The 22333-nt window shown below is 43.8% G+C and carries 19 protein-coding genes and 2 tRNA genes; 14 read left to right on the top strand and 7 right to left on the bottom strand.

Going from position 1 to position 22333, the window contains the following annotated elements; genetic code table 11:
• Positions 1-212: 212 nt before the first annotated feature.
• The 5 genes from gltX (at position 213) to Q0788_RS09710 (ending at position 3631) form a co-directional block, all read left to right on the top strand.
• On the top strand, positions 213-1739 hold the full coding sequence (gltX, locus tag Q0788_RS09730; protein ID WP_298810353.1) for a glutamate--tRNA ligase: 1527 nt from the start codon (positions 213-215) through the stop codon (positions 1737-1739).
• A 158-nt stretch (positions 1740-1897) separates the two neighbouring features.
• A complete protein-coding gene (locus tag Q0788_RS09725; protein WP_298810152.1) occupies positions 1898-2263 on the top strand; it encodes a hypothetical protein in 366 nt (121 codons plus the stop codon).
• 122 nt (positions 2264-2385) lie between these two features.
• Positions 2386-2461 (top strand) — tRNA-Ala (locus tag Q0788_RS09720).
• Between the two features lie 148 nt (positions 2462-2609).
• Positions 2610-2685: transfer RNA gene (locus Q0788_RS09715), tRNA-Glu, on the top strand.
• Between the two features lie 292 nt (positions 2686-2977).
• The gene (locus tag Q0788_RS09710) at positions 2978-3631 is read left to right on the top strand and encodes a LysE family translocator (RefSeq protein WP_298810149.1); all 654 of its coding nucleotides are present in this window, start codon (positions 2978-2980) and stop codon (positions 3629-3631) included.
• A gap of 99 nt (positions 3632-3730) precedes the next feature.
• On the opposite strand, the gene Q0788_RS09705 is transcribed toward Q0788_RS09710, so the two are convergent.
• Positions 3731-6568 carry an aconitate hydratase gene (locus Q0788_RS09705; RefSeq protein WP_298810147.1) on the bottom strand — a complete coding sequence of 946 codons (2838 nt, stop codon included), beginning with the start codon at positions 6566-6568 and terminating at the stop codon, positions 3731-3733.
• 296 nt (positions 6569-6864) lie between these two features.
• Positions 6865-7944: a DUF3025 domain-containing protein gene (locus Q0788_RS09700; protein ID WP_298810145.1), complete on the bottom strand. Its 1080-nt coding sequence runs from the start codon at positions 7942-7944 to the stop codon at positions 6865-6867.
• A gap of 126 nt (positions 7945-8070) precedes the next feature.
• On the opposite strand from Q0788_RS09700, the gene Q0788_RS09695 reads away from it, so the two are divergent.
• Positions 8071-8787 (top strand): metal-dependent hydrolase, encoded by a 717-nt coding sequence (locus Q0788_RS09695; protein ID WP_298810142.1) that lies wholly within the window; start codon positions 8071-8073, stop codon positions 8785-8787.
• A gap of 59 nt (positions 8788-8846) precedes the next feature.
• Positions 8847-9437, top strand: coding sequence for a YchJ family protein (locus Q0788_RS09690; protein WP_298810140.1), 591 nt, complete (start codon positions 8847-8849; stop codon positions 9435-9437).
• 24 nt (positions 9438-9461) lie between these two features.
• On the opposite strand, the gene Q0788_RS09685 is transcribed toward Q0788_RS09690, so the two are convergent.
• From Q0788_RS09685 to Q0788_RS09675, 3 genes are all read right to left on the bottom strand, one after another.
• On the bottom strand, positions 9462-10382 hold the full coding sequence (locus Q0788_RS09685) for a class II glutamine amidotransferase (RefSeq protein WP_057762068.1): 921 nt from the start codon (positions 10380-10382) through the stop codon (positions 9462-9464).
• Positions 10383-10745 carry a hypothetical protein gene (locus Q0788_RS09680; RefSeq protein WP_298810138.1) on the bottom strand — a complete coding sequence of 121 codons (363 nt, stop codon included), beginning with the start codon at positions 10743-10745 and terminating at the stop codon, positions 10383-10385.
• Between the two features lie 72 nt (positions 10746-10817).
• Complete coding sequence (locus Q0788_RS09675; protein ID WP_298810136.1) at positions 10818-11981, bottom strand: homoserine kinase; 1164 nt, start codon at positions 11979-11981, stop codon at positions 10818-10820.
• 185 nt (positions 11982-12166) lie between these two features.
• On the opposite strand from Q0788_RS09675, the gene hisF reads away from it, so the two are divergent.
• From hisF to glmS, 7 genes are all read left to right on the top strand, one after another.
• A complete protein-coding gene (gene hisF / locus Q0788_RS09670; protein ID WP_298810133.1) occupies positions 12167-12949 on the top strand; it encodes an imidazole glycerol phosphate synthase subunit HisF in 783 nt (260 codons plus the stop codon).
• Positions 12950-13134: 185 nt separating this feature from the next.
• A complete protein-coding gene (ribE, locus tag Q0788_RS09665; protein ID WP_057762077.1) occupies positions 13135-13653 on the top strand; it encodes a 6,7-dimethyl-8-ribityllumazine synthase in 519 nt (172 codons plus the stop codon).
• Positions 13654-13869: 216 nt separating this feature from the next.
• Positions 13870-14712: a transcription antitermination factor NusB gene (gene nusB / locus Q0788_RS09660; protein ID WP_298810131.1), complete on the top strand. Its 843-nt coding sequence runs from the start codon at positions 13870-13872 to the stop codon at positions 14710-14712.
• Between the two features lie 8 nt (positions 14713-14720).
• A complete protein-coding gene (gene thiL, locus Q0788_RS09655; protein WP_298810129.1) occupies positions 14721-15752 on the top strand; it encodes a thiamine-phosphate kinase in 1032 nt (343 codons plus the stop codon).
• A 3-nt stretch (positions 15753-15755) separates the two neighbouring features.
• Positions 15756-16361, top strand: coding sequence for a phosphatidylglycerophosphatase A (locus Q0788_RS09650; protein ID WP_298810126.1), 606 nt, complete (start codon positions 15756-15758; stop codon positions 16359-16361).
• Between the two features lie 169 nt (positions 16362-16530).
• Positions 16531-17907, top strand: coding sequence for a bifunctional UDP-N-acetylglucosamine diphosphorylase/glucosamine-1-phosphate N-acetyltransferase GlmU (gene glmU / locus Q0788_RS09645; RefSeq protein ID WP_298810124.1), 1377 nt, complete (start codon positions 16531-16533; stop codon positions 17905-17907).
• Between the two features lie 182 nt (positions 17908-18089).
• On the top strand, positions 18090-19934 hold the full coding sequence (glmS, locus tag Q0788_RS09640; RefSeq protein WP_298810122.1) for a glutamine--fructose-6-phosphate transaminase (isomerizing): 1845 nt from the start codon (positions 18090-18092) through the stop codon (positions 19932-19934).
• A gap of 333 nt (positions 19935-20267) precedes the next feature.
• Here the strand turns inward: glmS and Q0788_RS09635 are convergent, their stop codons facing one another.
• A complete protein-coding gene (locus Q0788_RS09635; RefSeq protein WP_298810119.1) occupies positions 20268-21551 on the bottom strand; it encodes a dicarboxylate/amino acid:cation symporter in 1284 nt (427 codons plus the stop codon).
• A gap of 75 nt (positions 21552-21626) precedes the next feature.
• The gene (locus Q0788_RS09630) at positions 21627-22322 is read right to left on the bottom strand and encodes an amino acid racemase (RefSeq protein ID WP_298810117.1); all 696 of its coding nucleotides are present in this window, start codon (positions 22320-22322) and stop codon (positions 21627-21629) included.
• Positions 22323-22333 lie beyond the last annotated feature (11 nt).

Raw genomic sequence — 22333 nt, 5'->3', positions numbered from 1 at the left:
AATTAGATGAAAATAAACAAGTTATGACTTGCTTAGCATTATTATCGCAAGGATACACCTGTAGTCAAGCACTAGAAGGGCTTTTCATTAAAAATATCACATGTCTCTGTTATACTAGCGCTATATTTTACGCTATTTCTTAACATCAACTTCATATCTTTCATCGCTATTTATACTGATAGCTTATATCGATAGCAAACTTTGAGACTTTTATCATGCAAACCTCTACTGACAGCACGCGCCCTGTGCGCACGCGTATCGCCCCATCACCAACTGGCTTTCCTCACGTAGGTACTGCCTATATTGCCCTGTTTAACTTGGCTTTTGCCAAAGCGCATGGCGGAGAATTCATCTTACGTATCGAAGACACTGATCAGACTCGCTCAACTGAGCAATCAGAACAAATGATTTTGGACGCTTTACGTTGGGTTGGTCTGGATTGGGCAGAAGGCCCAGATATTGGCGGCCCACACGCCCCTTATCGTCAGAGCGAGCGTAGCGATATCTATAAAAAGCACGCTGAGATACTCATAGAAAAAGACCATGCGTTCCGCTGTTTTTGTACCAGTGAAGAGTTAGACGCTATGCGCGCTGAACAAATGGCCAATGGCGAGACCCCTCGTTATGATGGTCGCTGTGCTCATCTTGCACCAGAAAAAACCGAGCAATTGGTAAGTGAGGGCAAACCGCATGTGACTCGTATGCGCGTACCGACCGAAGGCACTTGTCAGGTACAAGACATGCTACGTGGCACCGTTGAGTTCCCTTGGACTCAAGTCGATATGCAAGTACTGCTAAAAACAGACGGCATGCCAACGTATCATTTAGCCAACGTCGTCGATGACCACTTGATGGAAATCACTCATGTGATGCGCGGTGAAGAGTGGCTGAACTCTGCGCCTAAGCATCAACTGCTATATGATTATTTTGGTTGGGAAATGCCGACCCTTTGCCACATGCCGCTACTGCGCAACCCGGACAAGTCAAAACTGTCTAAACGTAAAAACCCAACCTCTATCACTTACTATCGTGATGCAGGCGTGCTACCTGAAGCACTGCTAAACTACCTCGGCCGTATGGGCTACTCAATGCCCAATGATGCTGAGCAGTTTACGCTAGAAGAAATGATTGCCAGCTTTGATATTCAGCGTGTGTCGCTTGGTGGCCCTATCTTCGATATCGAAAAGCTAAACTGGCTCAATGCAGAATGGCTACGTGCGCTTAGCCCTGAAGAATTAAAGAATAAAATCCTTGAGTGGGCCAGCAACAGTGACAAACTGACTGCTATCGCAGCGGCGATTCAGCCACGTATCGAGCTATTGTCTGATGCGGTTAATTGGGGTGGTTTCTACTTCCAAAACCTACCTGACATCAATGCTGAGAGCTTCACTCATAAATCGCTCACCCCTGAGCAAATTATCGAGATGCTGCAATTAGCGCTTTGGCAATTAGAAGTCTTACCAACGTGGTCAGAAGAAAACATCTATGCCACGCTAAAAGGCCTTGCTGCTCACCTTGATATCAAGATGCGTGACTTTATGGCGCCGTTCTTTATCGCTATCGCTGGTAGCACCTCATCGACGCCAGTCATGAACTCTATGGCGATTATCGGTGCTGATATGACGCTGACACGCTTGCGCCATGCGGTTGACGTACTGGGTGGCCTCGGTAAAAAGAAACTGAAAAAACTTGAGAAACAAGCGGCAGAGTTGCCAGATTTCTTAACTGCTGCTGAATAGTTTAGAAGCTGAATAGCTTATCTACTAAACAGTTAACTAGCTAAACTTGTCGAATGTAAAAGGGTCAGGCCATCTCTGGCCCTTTTTTCGTTAAGCGCAGTTACTACTACCTCAAATTATTAGATATCTTTTATTAAATATTTTAATTGGAAATAAACATGGCCGCCAAAACCGTCACGATAGAAAGCAAAGATTATGTCTTTAACACGCTAAAAGAAGCCCAAAAATATTATGATGCCATCGTAAAGGAGCTGTTTGATGCAACTTTGACCCTGACCAAGGGCCAAGACTTCGAAGATTTAAAATGGATATACAGCACTTACTGCGGTTACACCAAGCATAATCTAGATAAATTGAGCAAATATGACATCATTGGCGTCAAAGGTATCAGAACGATCCGAGAAAAAGGCGGTCAATATATGCCAACTGAATGCTGTGCGATTATTTTTTCTGATGGTAGCGAAGAAGAGTTTTATACCGATAAAGCCCTAAAAGAGATTGCCATTAAGCAAAATCCACGCTAATTTGGGCTTGTTGAGCCTTTAAAACAGGCTAAATCACTTTTTTTTGCATATTTATGCATTATTTTTAAAATAGTTGTTGACAAGACTGCCGCTCTTACATAAAATACGCACACTCTTAGCGAGGGGCTATAGCTCAGTTGGTAGAGCACTTGCATGGCATGCAAGGGGTCAACGGTTCGACTCCGTTTAGCTCCACCATACTTATTTATAGCAACGCTCAGTATTACTGAAACGTAATAATAAATACTCGCTAGTAGGACGATATCAGCACCTAGGCAATGCTTATTTACTAAGCTATCTGATATTGTGAAGTACCGTTGTAACCACTGGTTATAACACTCTATGCGTCCCCATCGTCTAGAGGCCTAGGACACCGCCCTTTCACGGCGGTAACGGGGGTTCGAATCCCCCTGGGGACGCCACTATTCGGCGTCACTTATTAGCACTTTTGCTTAGCATCAGATTAGACTAATAAGCGAACAATAAAGAAGCCCAGTCATCATATGGTGACTGGGCTTCTTTATGCCTGTCGTTTCTCAACATCCTCTATTCTGTTGTCGTTAGCTTATTATTAATAGCTGCTAGCTTACTGTTGATAGCGCTATTGCCAACCTATCTAATACTCGTTAATATCGATCTGATAAGCGTATTGATAAAGTGCAGCCACATACTATAAATGATGGGGCTTGGCGTGATTAAAGGGAAGTGATTGCGATGTTTGGTATCGAGAATTATCTGGGGTTTATCTTAGCGGCTATTTTGTTAAACCTCACGCCAGGTACGGATAGCATGTACATCATCACCCGTAGTATTTCACAGGGGCAAACAGCAGGATTTTATTCTGTTCTTGGCATTACTTCGGGTATTTTGGTACACACCCTATTGGCGGCGCTAGGATTGTCCGTATTGCTTGCCAATTCCCCTACGGCGTTTATGATCGTCAAATATATCGGTGCGGCTTACTTGTGCTATTTGGGTCTAAAAATGCTACTGAGCAAAAACTCGAGCTCGATAGCAAACAATTTATCCAAAGATCAGGACGTGACTAACCAAAAGGCTGTAGATGGTTGGCAAATATATAAGCAAGGTGTGTTGACCAATACTTTTAACCCAAAAGTCGCTTTATTTTTCTTGGCGTTCTTTCCTCAGTTTATCGACGCTAGTTATACTTATGGCATGCTGTCATTTTTGATGTTGGGACTGACTTTTGCTACCACAGGCTTTATATGGTGCTTGAGTTTGGCGCTGCTGGCATCAAAGTTCAGCAAAAAACTAAGAGAGAATCCAAAAATTGAATCCATGATGAATAAAATAAGTGGTGTCGTATTTATGGGGCTAGGCATTAAGCTGCTGACTGAGAAGGCTTAAAAGGTAAAGTAACAGGAAGAAGAAACGTCTTCCATAGAAAAGCCCAATCCCCTACTTTGACGGAGATTGGGCTTTTTTCATACTAAGTCTAATACATTACTAGCCTGCTTCTTTGCTCTCAGCAGCCAGTTGACGTAGTACATAGTGCAATACGCCGCCATGACGCACATATTCGCGCTCTTTTGGCGTTTGTAGACCGACATTTACCTCAAAGGTTTCTGCCGTTCCGTCAGCACGTGTAGCCGTAACCGTGGCTGTTTTACTCTCGCCATTGTCCAGACCTGTGATGCTCAGCACTTCAGAACCATCTAGTTTGTAGGTCTCTGCATTTTGACCGTCTTTAAACGTCAATGGCAGCACACCCATACCGACTAGGTTTGAACGGTGAATACGCTCAAACGAGCTGGTCAACACCGCTTTTACGCCTAGCAAGATAGTACCTTTAGCTGCCCAGTCACGGCTCGAACCAGAACCATACTCTGCCCCACCCAGTACCACGAGCGGACGCTTGTCTTCTTTATATTTCATCGCTGCATTATAGATAGGCATTTCTTCGCCATCTTGTAGCGTAGCGCTGTCATCCTTGAAGTAATAAGTATAGCCACCTTCTTTACCGCCCATCATGGTATTTTTGATACGGATGTTGGCAAAGGTACCACGGGTCATGACTGCATCGTTACCACGGCGTGAACCATAGCTATTGAAGTCTGCTTCCATCACACCGCGCTCTTGCAAGTACTTACCTGCTGGTGAGGCCGGATCGATATTACCTGCTGGTGAGATATGATCGGTGGTGATTGAGTCACCAAATAGACCTAGAATACGCGCGCCTTCGATATCAGGGATACCTTCTGGCTCCATGGTCATACCATCAAAGAACGGTGGGTTTTTGATATAAGTTGACCCTTCATCCCATGGATATAGTTGGCTATCCGCTGAACTAATCGCGTTCCACGCTGCACTACCATCAAATACTTCGCCATAGTTTTTGCGGAACATATCAGCATCAATATTGTTGGCAATTAACTCGTTAATTTCTTCTGAAGTCGGCCAGATATCTTTTAGGAATACATCATTGCCATCTTGATCCTGTCCTAGTGGATGAGTGGTCAGATCGATATCGACTGTACCAGCTAGTGCATAGGCGACAACCAATGGTGGTGATGCCAAGTAACTGGCCTTCACGTGTGAGTGAATACGACCTTCAAAGTTACGGTTACCAGATAGCACCGCCGCCGCGACCAAATCATTTTCTTCAATGCCTTTTTCGATCTCTTCTGATAATGGCCCTGAGTTACCGATACAAGTCGTACAACCATACCCTACTAGATAGAAGCCCGTTTTTTCTAGCTCATCCATTAGATGGGTTTTTTCTAAATAATCGGTTACGACTTTAGAACCCGGTGCGAGCGATGTCTTAACCCAAGGTTTGGCTTTAAGCCCTTTGGCAGCCGCTTTTTTGGCCACTAGACCTGCACCAATCATTACTGCTGGGTTTGAAGTATTGGTACAAGAAGTAATGGCGGCAATAACTACCGACCCGTCTCGTAACTTGTGCTGCTTGTCATCGATGCTGACATTTGAGAAGACATTGTTTGCTGGCGCATAACCTGCATTGTCATCACTGGTATCAACTTCGATATTCGGTTCAGCTGCCAAGTGTTCAGCTTGCTCTTGCTCGCCGCCTTCTTGATCAAAGCGTACTTTGCCTTCTACTTCTGACTTGCGATCTTTGGTCATTTTTTCTAGCGTTTCGCCAAACTTCTCATGCATATCAGACAAATTGATACGCTGCTGTGGCAAGTTTGGACCAGCAAGTGCTGGCTGTACTGACGATAGATCTAATTCTAGCTTGCTCGAATAAGTCGCCGCAGGTGTATCGGCATCATGCCATAAGCCTTGCGCCTTAGCATATTTTTCAACCAGCTCAATCTGCTCTTCGTCACGACCTGATAGACGCAGGTAATCAATCGCCATTTGATCAATTGGGAAAATACCACAAGTCGCGCCATACTCTGGTGACATATTGGCAATGGTAGCGCGGTCCGCTAACGGCATGCTGTGCAAGCCTTCGCCATAAAACTCGACGAACTTACCTACCACACCATGTGCACGCAGCATTTCAACCACACGTAGTACCAAATCGGTTGCCGTGACGCCTTCAGTTAGCTTGCCTTTTAGCTCAAAGCCGACCACTTGTGGAATCAGCATCGAAGACGGCTGACCTAGCATCGCAGCTTCAGCTTCGATACCGCCCACACCCCAACCAAGTACACCGATACCATTAATCATCGTGGTATGACTATCTGTACCAAATACCGTATCTGGATAAGCTGTCAGCTCGCCATCGACGTCCGCTGCCATCACGACACGGGCTAAATACTCAAGGTTGACCTGATGCACGATACCTGTCGCTGGCGGTACCACGACGAAGTTTTCAAAGGCTTGCTTGCCCCAATGCAAAAATTCATAGCGCTCATTGTTACGCTTAAATTCAATCTTTTCATTCAAATCTAGCGCATCTTCGCGGCCATAAGCATCGACCTGTACAGAGTGATCGACGACCAGTTCACTAGGAATAAACGGATTGATCTGCTCAGCCTTACCGCCAAGCTCGACCACTGCATCACGCATCGCCGCCAAATCGACTACTGATGGTACACCAGTAAAATCCTGCAATACCACACGCGCTGGCATAAAGGCGATTTCTTTTGACGCCTCAGCCCCTGCATCCCAGTTGGCAACCGCTTCAATATGGTTTTTACCAACCGACTGGCCGCCGTCTTCGTTACGCAATAGATTTTCTAGTACCACTTTCATACAAAATGGTAGTGTCTTGATATGCTCATAAGTTTCGGTAAGCTTTGGCAGGCTGTAGTAGGCATGTTCCTTGCCAGCAACCGAAAGGGTGTCTTTTACATCAAAAATATCACTCATGATAGCTTCCTTATCGTTGTTATAAATCCTGGACATAAATTATTATAAGTTTATGTATGACTAGTGGCTCAATAAATGATTGATCTGTCTTGAATCAATATCGCAGTTTCGCAAAACTGTCTGATATGAGTCAGTGTTAACAAAAGAGATAATCATATCTGTAGTGATTAACAGAAACTCCCTTTTACCATAACAAACATACAAGGCTTTGTTAACGTCTGGACGTTGTCGAATCGTGGCACAATCGTAAACGTAACAACGGTTTAGCGAGCTATTCTTAAGCAATATCTTTCTATTTACTTTTTGTCTTTTTTACGTCGTCCATTGCGGAATACGTAGCTGTCTTCATAAAAGCCAGTATTGGCATTTTCTGCCCAAAAATGCGGTACCCCTAAAATCGGTAACGGCGCAAGCTGGCGCGGTTTGACGTCATCATTGGATAATAATGTATCCATATATTCGGCAACTTTGTCATCCAAATAACTCATACGTTCAGCTAATGATAAGGTAAAGAATTCTTGTGCAACGTGAATGACAATGCTGTGAGCGCATAGAGGTTTGCGAGGATGTACCAACTGCTCAAGCAGTGCATGCCCAAAGATATAAACTGCGGCTTGAGCGCTGTTATCAGGCTGAGTTGGGTTGTCCCATTTAGCACGCGGCTTCACCAAACTTGCCTGCCAGTCAAAATCAACCAATGCCTCACCGATACTAGCATCAGAAGTCACTAGCACTGCGCCATTCTCATCAAAGACAGTAATAGTGTCGCGCACACGCCCTCGACGCTCACTAATGCCTTGTTTGGCGATTTCTAGCATATGGTAGTAATTGAGCATAGCTTTAGTCTTCGGAAAGGTCAGCCAAATGCTGCCATTAAACAAGTCATGCAAATTATCACGCGTCGGGATGTTGCCAGTTGTACCGATGAAATGCTCATATGCTTCCCCTTCAGGCAATGCATTTTGAGAGACAAACTGTAGCGTTTGAGATCTGTGGTCATGAGCAGGTTTGGTATGCGGTAACGGCTGTTGTAAGTGATCAGCCTGCTGCGCCATCGCCGCTTTTAAGACCTTGGCAATCGTGTCAGGCGTACTGATGTCAGAAGCATTTATATCATGCTTATTTGTTCTTTTCACATTATCCAAACTTTCTGAATCACCCAAATTACCTAAATTATCTAAGCTATTTCTCTGTGATTTCGAGCGACTAAGGCATTCAATCGTGTTGCTGATATAACTCAATTGAGTAATATGCGACAACCAAGGCGCTTGCCAATCAATCTCAGCAAAGCTGTTATCAAGCTGACCTTCTACTACAGGTAGCTGCTTAGTATGAGTAACAGAGTTAAGTGTGGCGGGTAAATCACTGGCAGGCATAGAAGCTCTCTCTTACAGGCTATCTCTATTAGACGTATGGACGGTCTATGGTATCATGGTGCGCTTTTTTACTGCTAGATGCGCCGCTTGAAAGGTCTTTTTGAGCGCTATGGATGAATGAGTTTTATGGCAAATTTTAATACCCACTTAAATGTCGCATTTATGGTCAGCGGCACACTGAGTTTGACGGTTTATAAAGCTGGATTGATTGATGATTCGGGATTTTTGGTGTGCGTAGCGCTTGGTACTATCGGTGGATTGCTGCCAGACTTGGACTCTGATAATTCAACACCGATTAAGCTCGGTTTTAATATCACCTCGTTTATATTTGCCTTTGGGCTGGTCATGCATTGGCGTAGTGACTTGAGCTTACTGGCATTGATAGTATTGTGGCTGGCTGGCTACGGTTTTATGCGTTACGTCGTCTTTCATATTTTTACTACTATGACGGTGCATCGCGGCGTCATCCACTCTGTGCCGTATATGGCAATACTGGGATTGGGTCTGACATGCCTAAGTTATTATGGCTTGCACCTACCACTGACGACCAGTTGGTTTTATGGGCTGTTTTTATTTGGTGGCGCGATAGTGCATTTGTCATTGGACGAGCTGTATAGCGTCAATTTATCCAATATGAAAATGAAGCGCTCATCGGGTACAGCGATGAAGTTTTATCAGCCAAAAGACAAATGGTGGTATTTGCTCTTATATACTATTCTGGCGCTACTGGTATATGCCGCTCCGCCTTTTGAGATGTTTTGGTCACGACTAAGTGACCCTTCTGCATGGGCGCAGCTCAAAGTTGGTATATTGCCAGAATTAATAAAAAGCATGCTGCAATAAAGTTATCATAAGACCACTGAGCCTAAACGAATAAGCCCAAACAAAAAGTAGAGTAACTCATGCAACCTTACCCAGATACTTGCCCTTGCCAAATCAATCCAACAACAGAGACGACAGACGCTCCGCTATCCTATCAAGACTGCTGCCAGCCTTATCACGATGCTTTTTATAATGGTGCGTTTTATAATGATGAGGTTGATAAAGCAGATGGTATAAAAGCGGAGACAGCCGAACGGCTTATGCGCACGCGCTATAGTGCCTTTGCATTGGTGAAACCAGCGTATATCGTCAAGACCACAGTGCCTGCTCAGCAAGCATTACTTGATGTTGTAGCGATTGAAAGTTGGGCGAAAGAGACGGATTGGGCAGGACTAGAGATTGTAGAGCACACGCCAAAGCTGGGTAAATGTCATGCACAGGTTGAATTTAAAGCTTATTTTAAAAGCGCTGAGGAAACATCAGGTGGTTTAGCAGAAAAAATACAGGTACATCATGAACTTTCTACTTTCGTAAAGGTAAAAAGCAAAGCTAATCAAGATGCGCGCTGGTATTTCTTAGACCCGACGGTTGCGATGACTGTCAGCCAAAAGCAACCGTGCATTTGTGGGTCGGGTGAAAAGTTTAAACGGTGTTGTGGAAGTTATATTTAAACAATTTTAGTTATTTATCGTTCCCTAAACACTCGCTCCAACGGCTCGTGCAATTGCAATCCCTTCATCAACCGTCAAAAACTTGCGCTGGCTCGGGCTGTCTTTATAAATGACATCACCATCTTGAAAGATTAAGCATTCATTGACCGCCAACTGCTGCCACTTCTCGTTTTCAGTCAATGGCACGGTGACTAAAATAGTGACTTTATCTGTATCTGTAGTCACATCACCAAAGTTAATCGCCATATCATCATCAGCGAGTTTCGCTTCACCAAATGGCGCTTTGCGCGTGAGATAAAACAGTAAGCTACCTGCATAAGCCAGTTGCCACCTGCCATTCGATATTAAGCAATTAAATAGACCATTGGCCGATAGATAGCGACACTGCGTGGTCAAAAAATTAAACAGCGTTTTGTCATCAGGACGCGACTTAAAGCTACTCTTTAGACGATTGACCAAATAACAGAATGCCATCTCAGAATCAGTTGAACCGACTGGCTGACAGTGTGAGGCATTGCCGTTGTCTTGTAAGCGCTGACAGCGTTTGATAAATTCGCTATTCATCTGCCCATTGTGCGCAAATACCCACTGTTCGCCCCATACTTCACGGACGAATGGATGGGTGTTGGCCAAACAGTTCTGCCCTTGTGTCGCTTTACGAATATGCGCAATGACATTCATAGCTTTGATTGGGTAGTTATTGACCAAATCGGCGACTGGTGACAAATGGCTTGGACGATTGTCATGAAACAAACGCAAGCCCGTTGAGTCATTTGCCGTCTCATCGTTGGTTTTATCATTATTGCTGCATTCGCTGCGCTCAAAAAAGGCAATACCAAAGCCATCTTCATGACTGTCCGTCATCCCGCCGCGCTTGCGAAACCCTGCAAAGCTAAAACCAATATCGGTTGGGGTATTACAGTTCATTCCTAAGAGTTGACACATTTAATCGTTACCGCCATTGTTATTATTGAGCAAATCATCGTTTATGCTCGGTTCATCATTTATTGTCGAGTTGCCTTGAGGAGCGTTGCTTTGAGCGGTAGATAGCGCATCAAAGTCAGCATCACTCATTTCATCCAGTAAGGCGGCACCATCAGTTGGGATGGTATCCAAAATGCGCTGAGCTTCTGCCAGATCGGTACTTTCTACCCAAAGAACGATACCCGAGTTCATACCTGGGATAGCGCTAAGCGGCTGCAAGGACACGGTAATGCCGTTATTACGTAGTAGGTTGGCGTGTAGCTCACCTTGCATATTGGTATCGTAGCGCGCCAGTTTGTGCCAGTTATCAACTTGATCGGTCATGGGGTCGCCTCTAAGGTTTCGGTACTAAAATTAGTACTAGCATTGGTACTAGAATAAATGAATCAGCAATGCTTAAGACAATTGATCTAGCGTATATTCTTTGATTGCAAACTCACTACTATTTAATGTTTCCTGCGCTTGCTCAGCTTGCGTAATACTGCTAAACACGCCGACTATTTGATTATCTGGTTTGCTTAGTAGTACAAATACGGTATTTTGCGACTTTTCAACATGCGCCCAATGATAAGCGGCCAAACGTTTCATTAAGTCAGGGTTCTTGACCATGATGTTATCACCCGTACGACCTTCGGTACGATTGTAGTGAATCACGTTTAGGCGTAATAACCAGAAAATCACTGCTGCCTTTGCCAGCATAACAGGTAGCGCACGTTTTTCGTCGTTATTTAGCGAGCGGATCGACTCATAACCTTGTAAGAACGCTGCCATTTTACTACGGTCAAAGTTAACGGATTCACCTTGCTCTGCAACGCCCCACGTGGTACAAAAATCATTGATAGTAATGGCAATATCCATCACGTAATGCTCAACGCTGACTTCAGTAAAGTCTAGTAGACCCGTCAAACGCGCTTCGCCTTTTTGTAGGTTCCACAGGGTATTATCAGCAAACATATCTAAATGGCACAGGCCTTTTGGCAAGGTTGCCAGTGGCAATTCTGAATAAGAGCGCCAGATATCGCTCATCAGCTTGGCTTCGTCACCTGGCATAAACTGCATTTCACGGTCGCGCACATCTGCCCATGGGTACAAAGGCACGCCATATTGCTCACTTGGTTGTAGTGCTTGTAGCGTTTCATGCAGCATGGCTAATGCCGCGCCAATATCATGACACATTGCTTGCGTGGTTTGATCCGGATGTGAGCCTGCTAAGCATGGTACTAGCGTAATCGCTTTGTCTTCATAATGGATAACATAGCGTTTATCATCGCTATCCGTTTGCGAACCATTTGATTCAATGACGGCTAGCGGCGCGGCGACTGGTAGCTTGCCATTTAATTGATTAAGAATAACGGCCATTTTTTCGATATCAGCAGGCGGACGTTCTTCAAATAAAGTAAATACGTAAGAGTATGTGCCGTCTACATCGTCAGTCGTTTGAATAAACCAGTTTGAGTTTTTAATACCTTGAGTGATCGGAATCGCACGGGCAAAAGACACGCCAAAGCTTTGGCAAAAGGCGGCAAACTGGTCATCAGTTAACTGGGTATAGACAGACATGACATCTCACTTATAGCAATTGGATAAGAAGTTAAATAGGATAAATTTATGCGGTAATGACAGCAATTGTACCGCGCATGATAAAACTATGGTGAAAAGCGTAATAATCTTGCGAAAACCTGCCTGAAATAGCAGTGATTTTGCTAGACTAGCGCCTATGAATTGATTATAAGGTGAAAGACCCTATGTTAGCAAAGCGTATCATTCCTTGCTTGGACGTTGATAATGGCCGCGTGGTCAAAGGCGTGCAATTTGTCGACATCAAAGACGCAGGCGATCCTGTTGAAGTAGCCAAACGCTACAACGAACAAGGCGCTGATGAGATTACTTTTTTGGATATTACTGCGACCAATGATGAGCGCGATACCACTTATCATACTGTTGAACGCATGGCAGAAACGGTATTCGTTCCGCTGACCGTTGGCGGCGGCGTACGTAAAATCGCTGATATCCGCAATTTGCTCAATGCTGGCGCGGATAAAGTGGCGATTAACTCAGCAGCCGTATTTACGCCGGAGTTCGTTGGTGAAGCCGCGCAGAAATTTGGTAATCAGTGTATCGTCGTTGCTATCGATGCCAAACGCGTCGCTGATATCAACGTCAATGGTATTGTCGTACCACGTTGGGAGATTTTCACCCATGGTGGCCGTAAACCAACGGGGATCGATGCCATTGCTTGGGCGAGCAAAATGGCTGAGCTGGGCGCTGGTGAATTACTGGTCACCTCGATGGACGGTGATGGCACCAAAAAAGGCTACGACTTGGCGCTCATGCAGCAAATTACGAGCCGCGTTAATGTACCAGTTATCGCCTCAGGCGGCGTTGGTAACCTGCAACATTTAGCAGAAGGCGTACTAGAAGGCGGCGTGGATGCCGTACTTGCCGCCAGTATTTTTCACTTCGGTGAGTACACGGTGCAAGAAGCCAAAGAATATATGGCAGCACAAGGAATACAGATGCGTCTTTAGCACGCTCGTAATATACAAATAAAACCCAAAAAAATGCTATCATAGCGCTAACCATTTATTTTCGTTCAATTAACTAGGGCAACGCCAAAATAATAGGCGACCGAGTCGATTGAACGCATCAGACTATTTAGCTATTTATTGACGCCTATATTTCAATTGAACGCTTATTAAGCAAAGGATTTTTTATGTCGAATTTACAACAGCAGCGCAACGACGTGACTCATATCGATGGTAACCTACATCAAAACGCTGATGCTCGCATTGGTATCGTTGTCGGTCGTTTTAACGGTTTTGTCGTTGAGTCATTGGTTGATGGTGCAATCGATGCCCTACTCCGTCATGGTGTATTGGGTAGCAACATTACTGTTATTCGTGTGCCTGGCGCATTTGAGCTACCACTTGTGGCCCAACGTGCTGCTGAATCAGATCGCTTTGACGCGATTGTGGCACTGGGTGCAATCATCCGTGGCAGCACGCCGCATTTTGATATTGTAGCTAGCGAGTCAGCCAAAGGTTTGAGCGCTGTGGCAATGGATTATAATATCCCTGTTGCTAACGGTATCATCACTACTGATAGCATCGAGCAAGCTATCGAGCGCTCTGGTACTAAAGCGGGCAACAAAGGCTCTGAAGCTGCGATGGTTGTACTAGAAATGATCGCTGTTTTGTCACAACTTGATATTGATGATATCGATGAAGCGTAAGCTTTAAAGCTCAAATTTATTAGTTTAACTGGTGCTGCTATTTAGTAATAACAGCACCTTATAGCACTAGCCAGCTATCGAAACAATTGGCTACTTTTTGAATTTTCGCCGTATTTCTATATCCTTTGAAATTTTGAATAAGCATAGCTAAAAAGCTACTTTGTTAATTTATATTTTGACTGGGTATCATCTCAAAAATTTAGGTACAGACCCCCTATGACTGACCAACTCAAGCGCGCTATTAGCGCTGCGAAAACTGCACAAGCCAATGATGGACAAGCTGAAGCTACCCGTATAGCGAGCAGTAGTGCGGGTGATCAAACATTCGATATGAGTGAGTCTTCTTACAAGACCAGTCACACTGCTATCCGTAAGGCACGTCGCTTTGCGATGCAAGGCCTATACGAATGGCTCGTTACTGATCGCCGCTTTGATGTAGATGGTAAGCTTGGCTGGAAAGCCAATGCTCCGCACGATATTGCTGCTCGCACGCGTGCAACCAATGCCATGCATACCGTCCATATCGGTTATTATCATGAAATGATGCGTGACATCCCAGAGCAGATTGAAGCACTCGATGCGCTTATCAGTCAGCATCTCGATCGTGAGGTTGATAAGTTAGATACTGTTGAGCACGCTATCTTGTTGATTGGCGCGTACGAACTACAAAACCGTGTAGAGATTCCTTACAAGGTCGTGCTTGATGAAGCAATGAAGCTAAATAATCATTTTGGGGCGACTGATGCTCACAAGCTGATTAATGCGGTACTGGATAAAATGGCCGGTGAGCTGCGCGCTTTAGAGGTACAAGCAGATACCAATGCCAATCTACGTACGTCACAAAAAGCGGCGGCTAAACAGCCTGAAGTAAGTTCAGCCGATAATATCGAAACTGCTGCTGAAACAGAAAGCCCTATCGTCGATGAGCCGACTGCATCAAACAAGCCGCGTATCAGTGCTAACAAAGCTAACGTTAAACGCAGTAGTGCCAGTAAAGCCAGTGCAAATATCAGTGACTTTAAGGCGAGCAAGAAAAACGCTAACGATACCAAAGACTAAGATTAATCATGAACGAGTTTGAGCTGATTGAGCGTATATTCTCACAGATGCAGGCCACGCATGCGCCATTAACTGGTATCGAAAAAGGTATCGGTGACGACGCGGCTGTGATGGCATTGCCAGCAGGATCACGCTTGGTTAGCTGTATTGATACACTGGTTCAAGGTCGTCACTTTCATGCTGACTGGCAAAGAGTCGACGAATTAGCGTTTGCGATTGGCTATAAGGCAGTCGCCGTTAATGTCTCAGACATCGCTGCTATGGGTGCGACGCCACATAGCATTATGCTAGCGCTGGCATTACCTGAACGTCTAGCAAATCACGAATGGCTCACTGAATTTGCCAAAGGGCTGTTTCATGCGTGCCAGCTGTTTGGCGTGACGCTGATAGGTGGTGACACCACGCGCAGTGAACGCTTAGTACTTAGTATCAGTGCTCAGGGATTGCTGTCCGCAGATACACCAGCTGTTTATCGCTCAGGTGCACAAGTGGGTGATAAGGTTTATGTCTCAGGCACACTTGGTGATGCCGCTTTCGCCTTACAGCATCCTGACAGCGCACAAGGTATCGAGTTGGCGCATCGTCTACATATGCCAACGCCGCGTATTGCACTAGGTGCAGCATTGGCAAAGATGGGTGCAACAGCGATGATAGATATCTCCGACGGTCTTTATCAAGATCTTGGTCATATCTGTCAGCAAAGCTCTGTAGGTATGCGCATCCATTTAGATAAGCTACCGAGTAGCGAGTTACTAGCCACGGTAGAGTTATCTGAGCGTTTGTTATGTCAACTAGCGGGCGGCGATGACTACGAATTAGCGTTTACCATACCTGCACATATCAAACCGCCTACTGGCAACACGTCTGTTACCTGTATCGGTGAGGTAATTGCACTAGCAGATCCTATAGCGACAGAGACCAAGTCTCCTGATAACTCACGTCTTGAACTGTTTTATCAAAATCAGCCAGTGACGCCAATTCAGCCCGCACCGTTTTTAACGTGGCCCAATCTTGCTGGCTACCAACACTTTACAGGCTAATCCATGACTGATCACGACTTATCTAAGCCTGACATCCGTAAAGCAAATGACTGCCCACCATTACCGGTCGGTGCTAGTATGCTTGACCGTGCAGTCTATTGGCTTGGGCTAGGTTTAGGTAGTGGTTTACCACGCCGTGCACCTGGCACTTGGGGTACCGTTGGTGGGCTGATTGTGGGCGTGCCCCTCATAAGTCTAGGTTTTATTCCTTTTTTACTGCTGACTATTTTATCTTGTTTGGTTGGTATCTGGATCTGTGGGCGTACTTCTGAATTAATGCAGGTGCACGATGATCCACATATTGTGTGGGATGAATGGGCAGGCATGTGGATTACCTTATTACCGTTATCTTACATTTTGTCTTACTTATTTCCTAAGCCTGAAAACACATTGTCGTTAATGATGATGCCTATGTTTTGGGGCTGGCTACCGACCGCCTTTATCCTATTTCGCGTATTTGATATCTTAAAGCCGCCACCGATTGGCTGGGCAGACAAAAAAGTTGCTGGCGGTCTTGGGGTCATGTTAGATGATATTATTGCAGGCATCATGGCAGCGGTCATTTGGTTGGTTATTTACATCATTGTGATGATGTTCATGTCTTTTTGATATTAGCGCACAGAAATATTTACTACAGTTTTAGCTGTCTTATATATTTGATTTTACTTACTTAAATTATTGGTATTCAAATTACAAAGCCTGCACATCACAGCATTTTTATAAATGAACATTTGCGCTATAATCCAATATTATATTTTGTTACATTTGCGAGCCTATTATGACATCTCCTCTTTCTGTAATTATTTTAGCTGCCGGTAAAGGCACACGTATGCAATCGGCAAAGCCAAAGGTATTGCAGACATTGGCTGGGAAGTCTTTATTAGGTCATGTACTAGATACTTGTCATCAGTTAACTGTTGATGAAACCATCATTGTTCATGGATTTGGCGGTGATCAAGTAAAGTCAGAGATTACCAATCAATATACACAAGCATCGATTACTTGGGTTGCTCAAACTGAGCAATTGGGAACTGGCCATGCGGTCAAGGTGACACTGTCTGATTTACCTAAGTCAGGACAAAGTCTCATTCTTTACGGTGATGTGCCATTGGTAAGCTGTCAGACGCTAACAGCATTAAAAACTGCCAATACTAATGGCATGTCTATGCTGACGCTGACAGTCGATAATCCATTTGGCTTGGGTCGTATTAAACGCGACCAAGCAGGTAATATTGAAGCCATCGTTGAGCAAAAAGATGCCGATGCTGAAGAGCAAAGTATTAAAGAAATTAACAGCGGTATCTACTGCGTCGATAATGCGTTACTGCACAAATATTTGCCTGAGCTTTCTAACGATAATGCACAGCAAGAATATTATCTGACGGATATCGTTAAAATGGCAGTTGCCGATGGTATTACTATCGCGGCAATTGAGCCTGAGCATACGTTTGAAATTGAAGGGGTTAATAATCGTCAACAGCTTGCTAGTCTAGAACGCACTTGGCAACGTAAGCTAGTTGCTGACTTACAAGAAGCTGGCGTACAGTTTGCCGACCCTACTCGTGTCGATATCCGTGGTACGTTAACCGCTGGTCAAGATGTGTTTATTGACGTTAATGTGGTATTTGAAGGTGACTGTACCTTAGGTGACAACGTCTATATCGAAGCAGGCTGTATTATTAAAAATGCCAAGATTGGTAATGCCTGCTACATCAAACCTTACTGTGTGATCGATCGCGCTGATATTGGTGCTGGTGTTGATATTGGGCCTTTTGCGCACTTGCGTCCTGATACCGTACTATCTGATAACAGCAAAGTTGGTAACTTTGTCGAAATTAAAAAATCGACTATTGGTCAAGGCAGTAAAGTAAATCACTTAAGCTATGTCGGTGATGCAACTGTCGGTACAGGCGTTAATATTGGTGCTGGTGTTATTACCTGTAATTATGACGGTGCTAATAAGTCGCAAACTATCATTGGAGATAACGCCTTTATCGGCTCCAATGCTAGCTTAGTTGCACCAGTGACGATTGGCAATACTGCTACTGTGGCCGCTGGTTCTGTGATTACCAAAGACGTTGACAGTAGTGCGTTGGCATTCGGTCGTGCGCGTCAGGTACAAAAAAATGACTTTCAACGACCCACTAAAAAATAATTGCTCATTGATGGTTTAGCCAACTTCAGTCATTTTTGAACCAATTTAAGCAGTACAGCAATCTTTGTGGTACTGCTTCATTATATTTGTCGTTTGATGACTCATCATTAATATCCGACCAAATTATTTGATCTTGCACTATTATATATTGAACTACTAAAATTTGAATCTAAGGAATAGCCATGTGTGGAATTGTAGGCGCCGTTGCTGAGCGAAATATCGCTAATATCTTACTTGAAGGCCTAAAGCGTTTAGAATATCGCGGCTATGACTCAGCTGGTCTGACTGTTATTCGTGATGGTGAACTACACCGTGAGCGCCAAGTAGGTAAAGTACAGGCACTGGTTAATGCCGTCGCTACCAACCCAGAGTTTTTTGATGGTCATATTGGTATTGCTCATACGCGCTGGGCAACTCATGGTGAGCCAGCACAGCGTAATGCGCATCCACATGTGTCAGGCAAAATTGCGGTCGTGCATAACGGCATCGTCGAAAACTACGCTGAACTAAAAGAAGAGCTAATAGCCAAAGGCTACGTTTTTACTTCACAGACAGATACTGAAGTTGTGGCGCATCTAATCCATGATATCTACAAAAAAACGCCTGACTTGTTAGAAGCGGTCCGTACCATTATCCCGCTACTGCACGGTGCTTTTGCATTGGGTATCGTACACGTAGATTGCCCTGATGAACTCATTACTGTACGTCTAGGCTCACCTTTAGTGATTGGTGTCGGTATCGGTGAGAATTTTATCGCATCAGATCAGTTGGCTTTGCTGCCGGTGACTAACCGCTTTATGTACTTAGAAGAAGGTGATATCTCCAAATTAACTCGCAATAGCATTCAAGTTTATGCAGATGGTGTTGAAGTCCAACGTCAGATACATGAGATTGATGCAACTCAGCACAATGCCGATAAAGGCGAGTTCAAGCATTATATGCTCAAAGAGATTTACGAGCAGCCAGATGCTGTCGCTCGTACGATAGAGATGGCTTTGGATAATGGCGAAACGACTAAACTACGCGACGATTTTTTACAGCGTCATGAGGCACTATTATCAGGTATTCGTCATGTACAAGTGATTGCTTGTGGTACCAGTTATCATGCCGGTATGGTCGCAAAATACTGGTTTGAGAGCCTTATTCGTATACCTTGCTCGGTCGAGGTTGCCAGCGAATTCCGCTATCGCAATCCTGTCGTCGTCGATAATACTTTGGTCATCTGTATTTCTCAATCTGGTGAAACGGCTGACACCTTATCAGCGTTACGTGATATTCAGAAGCAAACGCCAGCAGGCTTAGTCAGCTTGGCACTATGTAATGTACCGACGTCATCGTTGGTACGCGAAACAGATATTTTCTTGCCGACATTGGCAGGGCCTGAGATTGGCGTCGCCTCTACCAAAGCATTTACCACTCAGCTTGTAGCATTGATATTGTTGATATTAAAAGTTGGCGTCACGCAGAAGCGCATGACTGACGAACACTTAAATACGTTATTAAGTGAGTTACATCAATTACCAGGACAACTCTACGCCAGCTTAAACCTTGATGCTCCTATCAAGACCATGAGTGAAAGCTTTGAAGATAAGAAGAGCTGTCTATTCTTAGGTCGCGGTCTACAGTTCCCGATTGCGCTAGAAGGCGCGTTAAAGCTAAAAGAAATTTCTTACATTCATGCAGAAGGTTATGCGGCAGGTGAACTCAAACACGGTCCATTGGCATTGGTCGATAAAGACATGCCCATCGTCGTATTGGCACCTAAAGATAGTATGTTTGATAAATTAAAAGCCAATATGCAAGAAGTGCATGCGCGTCATGGCGAGCTATTTGTCTTCGCTAGCGAAGCCAGTCAGATGGTCGCTGAAGATAGACTGCACTTAGTATATGTGCCCGATGTTTGCGAGACGCTTGCCCCTATCGTCTACAGCGTGCCTGTGCAGCTGTTGTCATACCATGTAGCAGTAATGCGTGGTACAGACGTCGACCAGCCACGCAATTTGGCAAAATCAGTCACGGTAGAATAAGAAAAACTACTCTACGACAGCTCTTGTCTGCGGGTAACAAAGTATCATACTATTGATTGTGAAGTTTACCCCTGCTATTGTTAAATCAACATTAGCAAGGGTTTTTTATGCTCTTAAAAAACAAGAAGAATGGCTTAAAGAAGGTAGAGGTCAATCTTAGCAAGATTATAGTTCTATTCGGCAAAATGAATTTTATAACTACAATTGTCATCATGAATATAGTTATTAAAATTGAAATAACTAAAATCTATTGAGCACATAACCTAGTCTTTGTGCTCAACTTGACAACTATCTATTAAAATTAATACATTTACATTCCAACTTATAATTATTTTATAAACTTTTGTTTATATTTAATCCTTGTCCAGAATAGTTGTAAATTGACTCGTCTAACTCTTTCTCACTCTTACCGACTAGAACAGAAACCATCAAATCACCGCAAACATTGACACTAGTTCGTGCCATATCGAGTATACGGTCAATACCGGCGACTATGGCCAGACCTTCTAGTGGCAGACCTACAGTAGTGAGAACTAGAGATAGCATGATAAGACCAGCACCAGGAACCCCAGCTGTTCCAATGGACGCCAAAGTCGATGTCATGATAATTAAAACATAATCAGAAAAAGCAAGGTCAATACCGAATGCTTGAGCGATAAAAAGTGCACAGACACCCTGATAAAGCGCTGTACCGTCCATGTTTATAGTAGCTCCCACCGGAAGAACAAAGCTAGATACGCCTTCCGATACACCCAACTCTTCACGCGCCGCCTTGATAGTAGCTGGTAAAGTACCTGAACTGCTAGTTGTAGTAAAAGCAATTACAGCGGGGTTAATTATTCCTTTCAAATAACGCATAGGATTAAGGCGTCCCAAGATACTCAATAAACTAGTACAAAACACGAGCACATGAATTAAGCAACCAATGTAAACTAAGGCAATCACTTTGATTAATGGCACTAGGACATCTAAACCATACTTACCAGCTACCCAAGCCATTAAACCAAAAACACCATAAGGTGCCAGTTTCATAACCAGCTCGGTTAGTTTATACATAGCTTCAGCCAAACTTTCAAACAGTTGTATAGCAGGTTTGGCTTTTTCACCGCAAAGCACTAATGCCACACCTAAGCTCAGAGCAAATACTATTATTTGTAAAATGTCGCCCGCCGCTAGTGCACCCACTGGGTTCTGGGGTACTAGGTTAAGCAAAGTTTCAATAAAGGTCGGCGCTTCTTCACTCGCAGCAGCAACGTCAGTTACAACCATATTAAGCCCTTTCCCTGGTTCAAATAGGAAGCCTAAACCAAGACCAATAGTGATCGCTATAGCAGTCGTTCCTAAGTAAATAGTGACTGTTTTTATAGCTATACGACCCATTTTGCGAATGTCCTTCATTGAGGTCACGCCTACGATCAGCGAGAAAAACACTAGAGGCACAATTAGCATCTTAATGGCGTTGATAAAGAGTGTTCCGATTGGTTTTAATATTTCAGCATCGGGACCTAAGATCACACCGGCAACTATTCCTAATACCATGCCTATCAGGATTTTTTTCCAAAGTGAGAGTCGACCCCAAAAATTGGAACGGCCTTGTTTTATGTTTGTATCATTCATTATTGTTTCCTTCCATTTCATTAACTCTGTCCATAATATTTCCATTATTCAAATTGATATAATTAACACGTTTTTTTAAACATATTCCTTAGCCCAGTTAACACATTGCTGAGCAAGTATATCTAATGAGTCTAAACATTGATTTGGCATATCTTTTTCAAGTTGAGCTAATGCAATTGGAATTTCTGTACATCCTAATATCACTGCGTCAGCTTTCTGAAGTATCATGGCATTGAAAATAGGCTCTATTAACTTCGTACCATTTTCAATATTCCCAGATTTAACTTCATTAATTCCATTCATAACAGACGTTTGTTGTTCTTCATTAGGAATAAGAACATGAATGCCTTTGGCTTCCAAAACTTCCTGATAGAGCTGAGCTTTGATTGTTGCATTAGTTGCTAATACCGCAATATTTTTATAACCAATATCACAAATTTTGTTCACTACGCTATCAATGATACTTATCGTATGAATGTTACTGTCTTGCGTTAACCTTCTATACCAAAAATGAGCAGTATTACATGGAATAACGATACAGTTGGCTCCGGCCACACTAAGCTCTTGAAAGCCATTTTTTAATTGTTCAAAAGGATCATTCTCTCCAGTCATGATAAAAGTCGTTCTATCTGGTACTTGAGGTATATTCCTTATAAGCATGGGTATATGCTCTTGGTCTGTTTTAGCAGGAGTAAGAGTAATCACTTTCTTCATAAATTCAGCTGTAGCTAAAGGTCCCATACCACCTAGTACGCCCAATATTTTATTCATTTTGAGAAACC

This window comes from uncultured Psychrobacter sp. (assembly GCF_947500265.1).
In the GTDB taxonomy this organism is placed as follows: domain Bacteria; phylum Pseudomonadota; class Gammaproteobacteria; order Pseudomonadales; family Moraxellaceae; genus Psychrobacter.
This window is presented reverse-complemented; position numbering and strand designations above follow the sequence as displayed.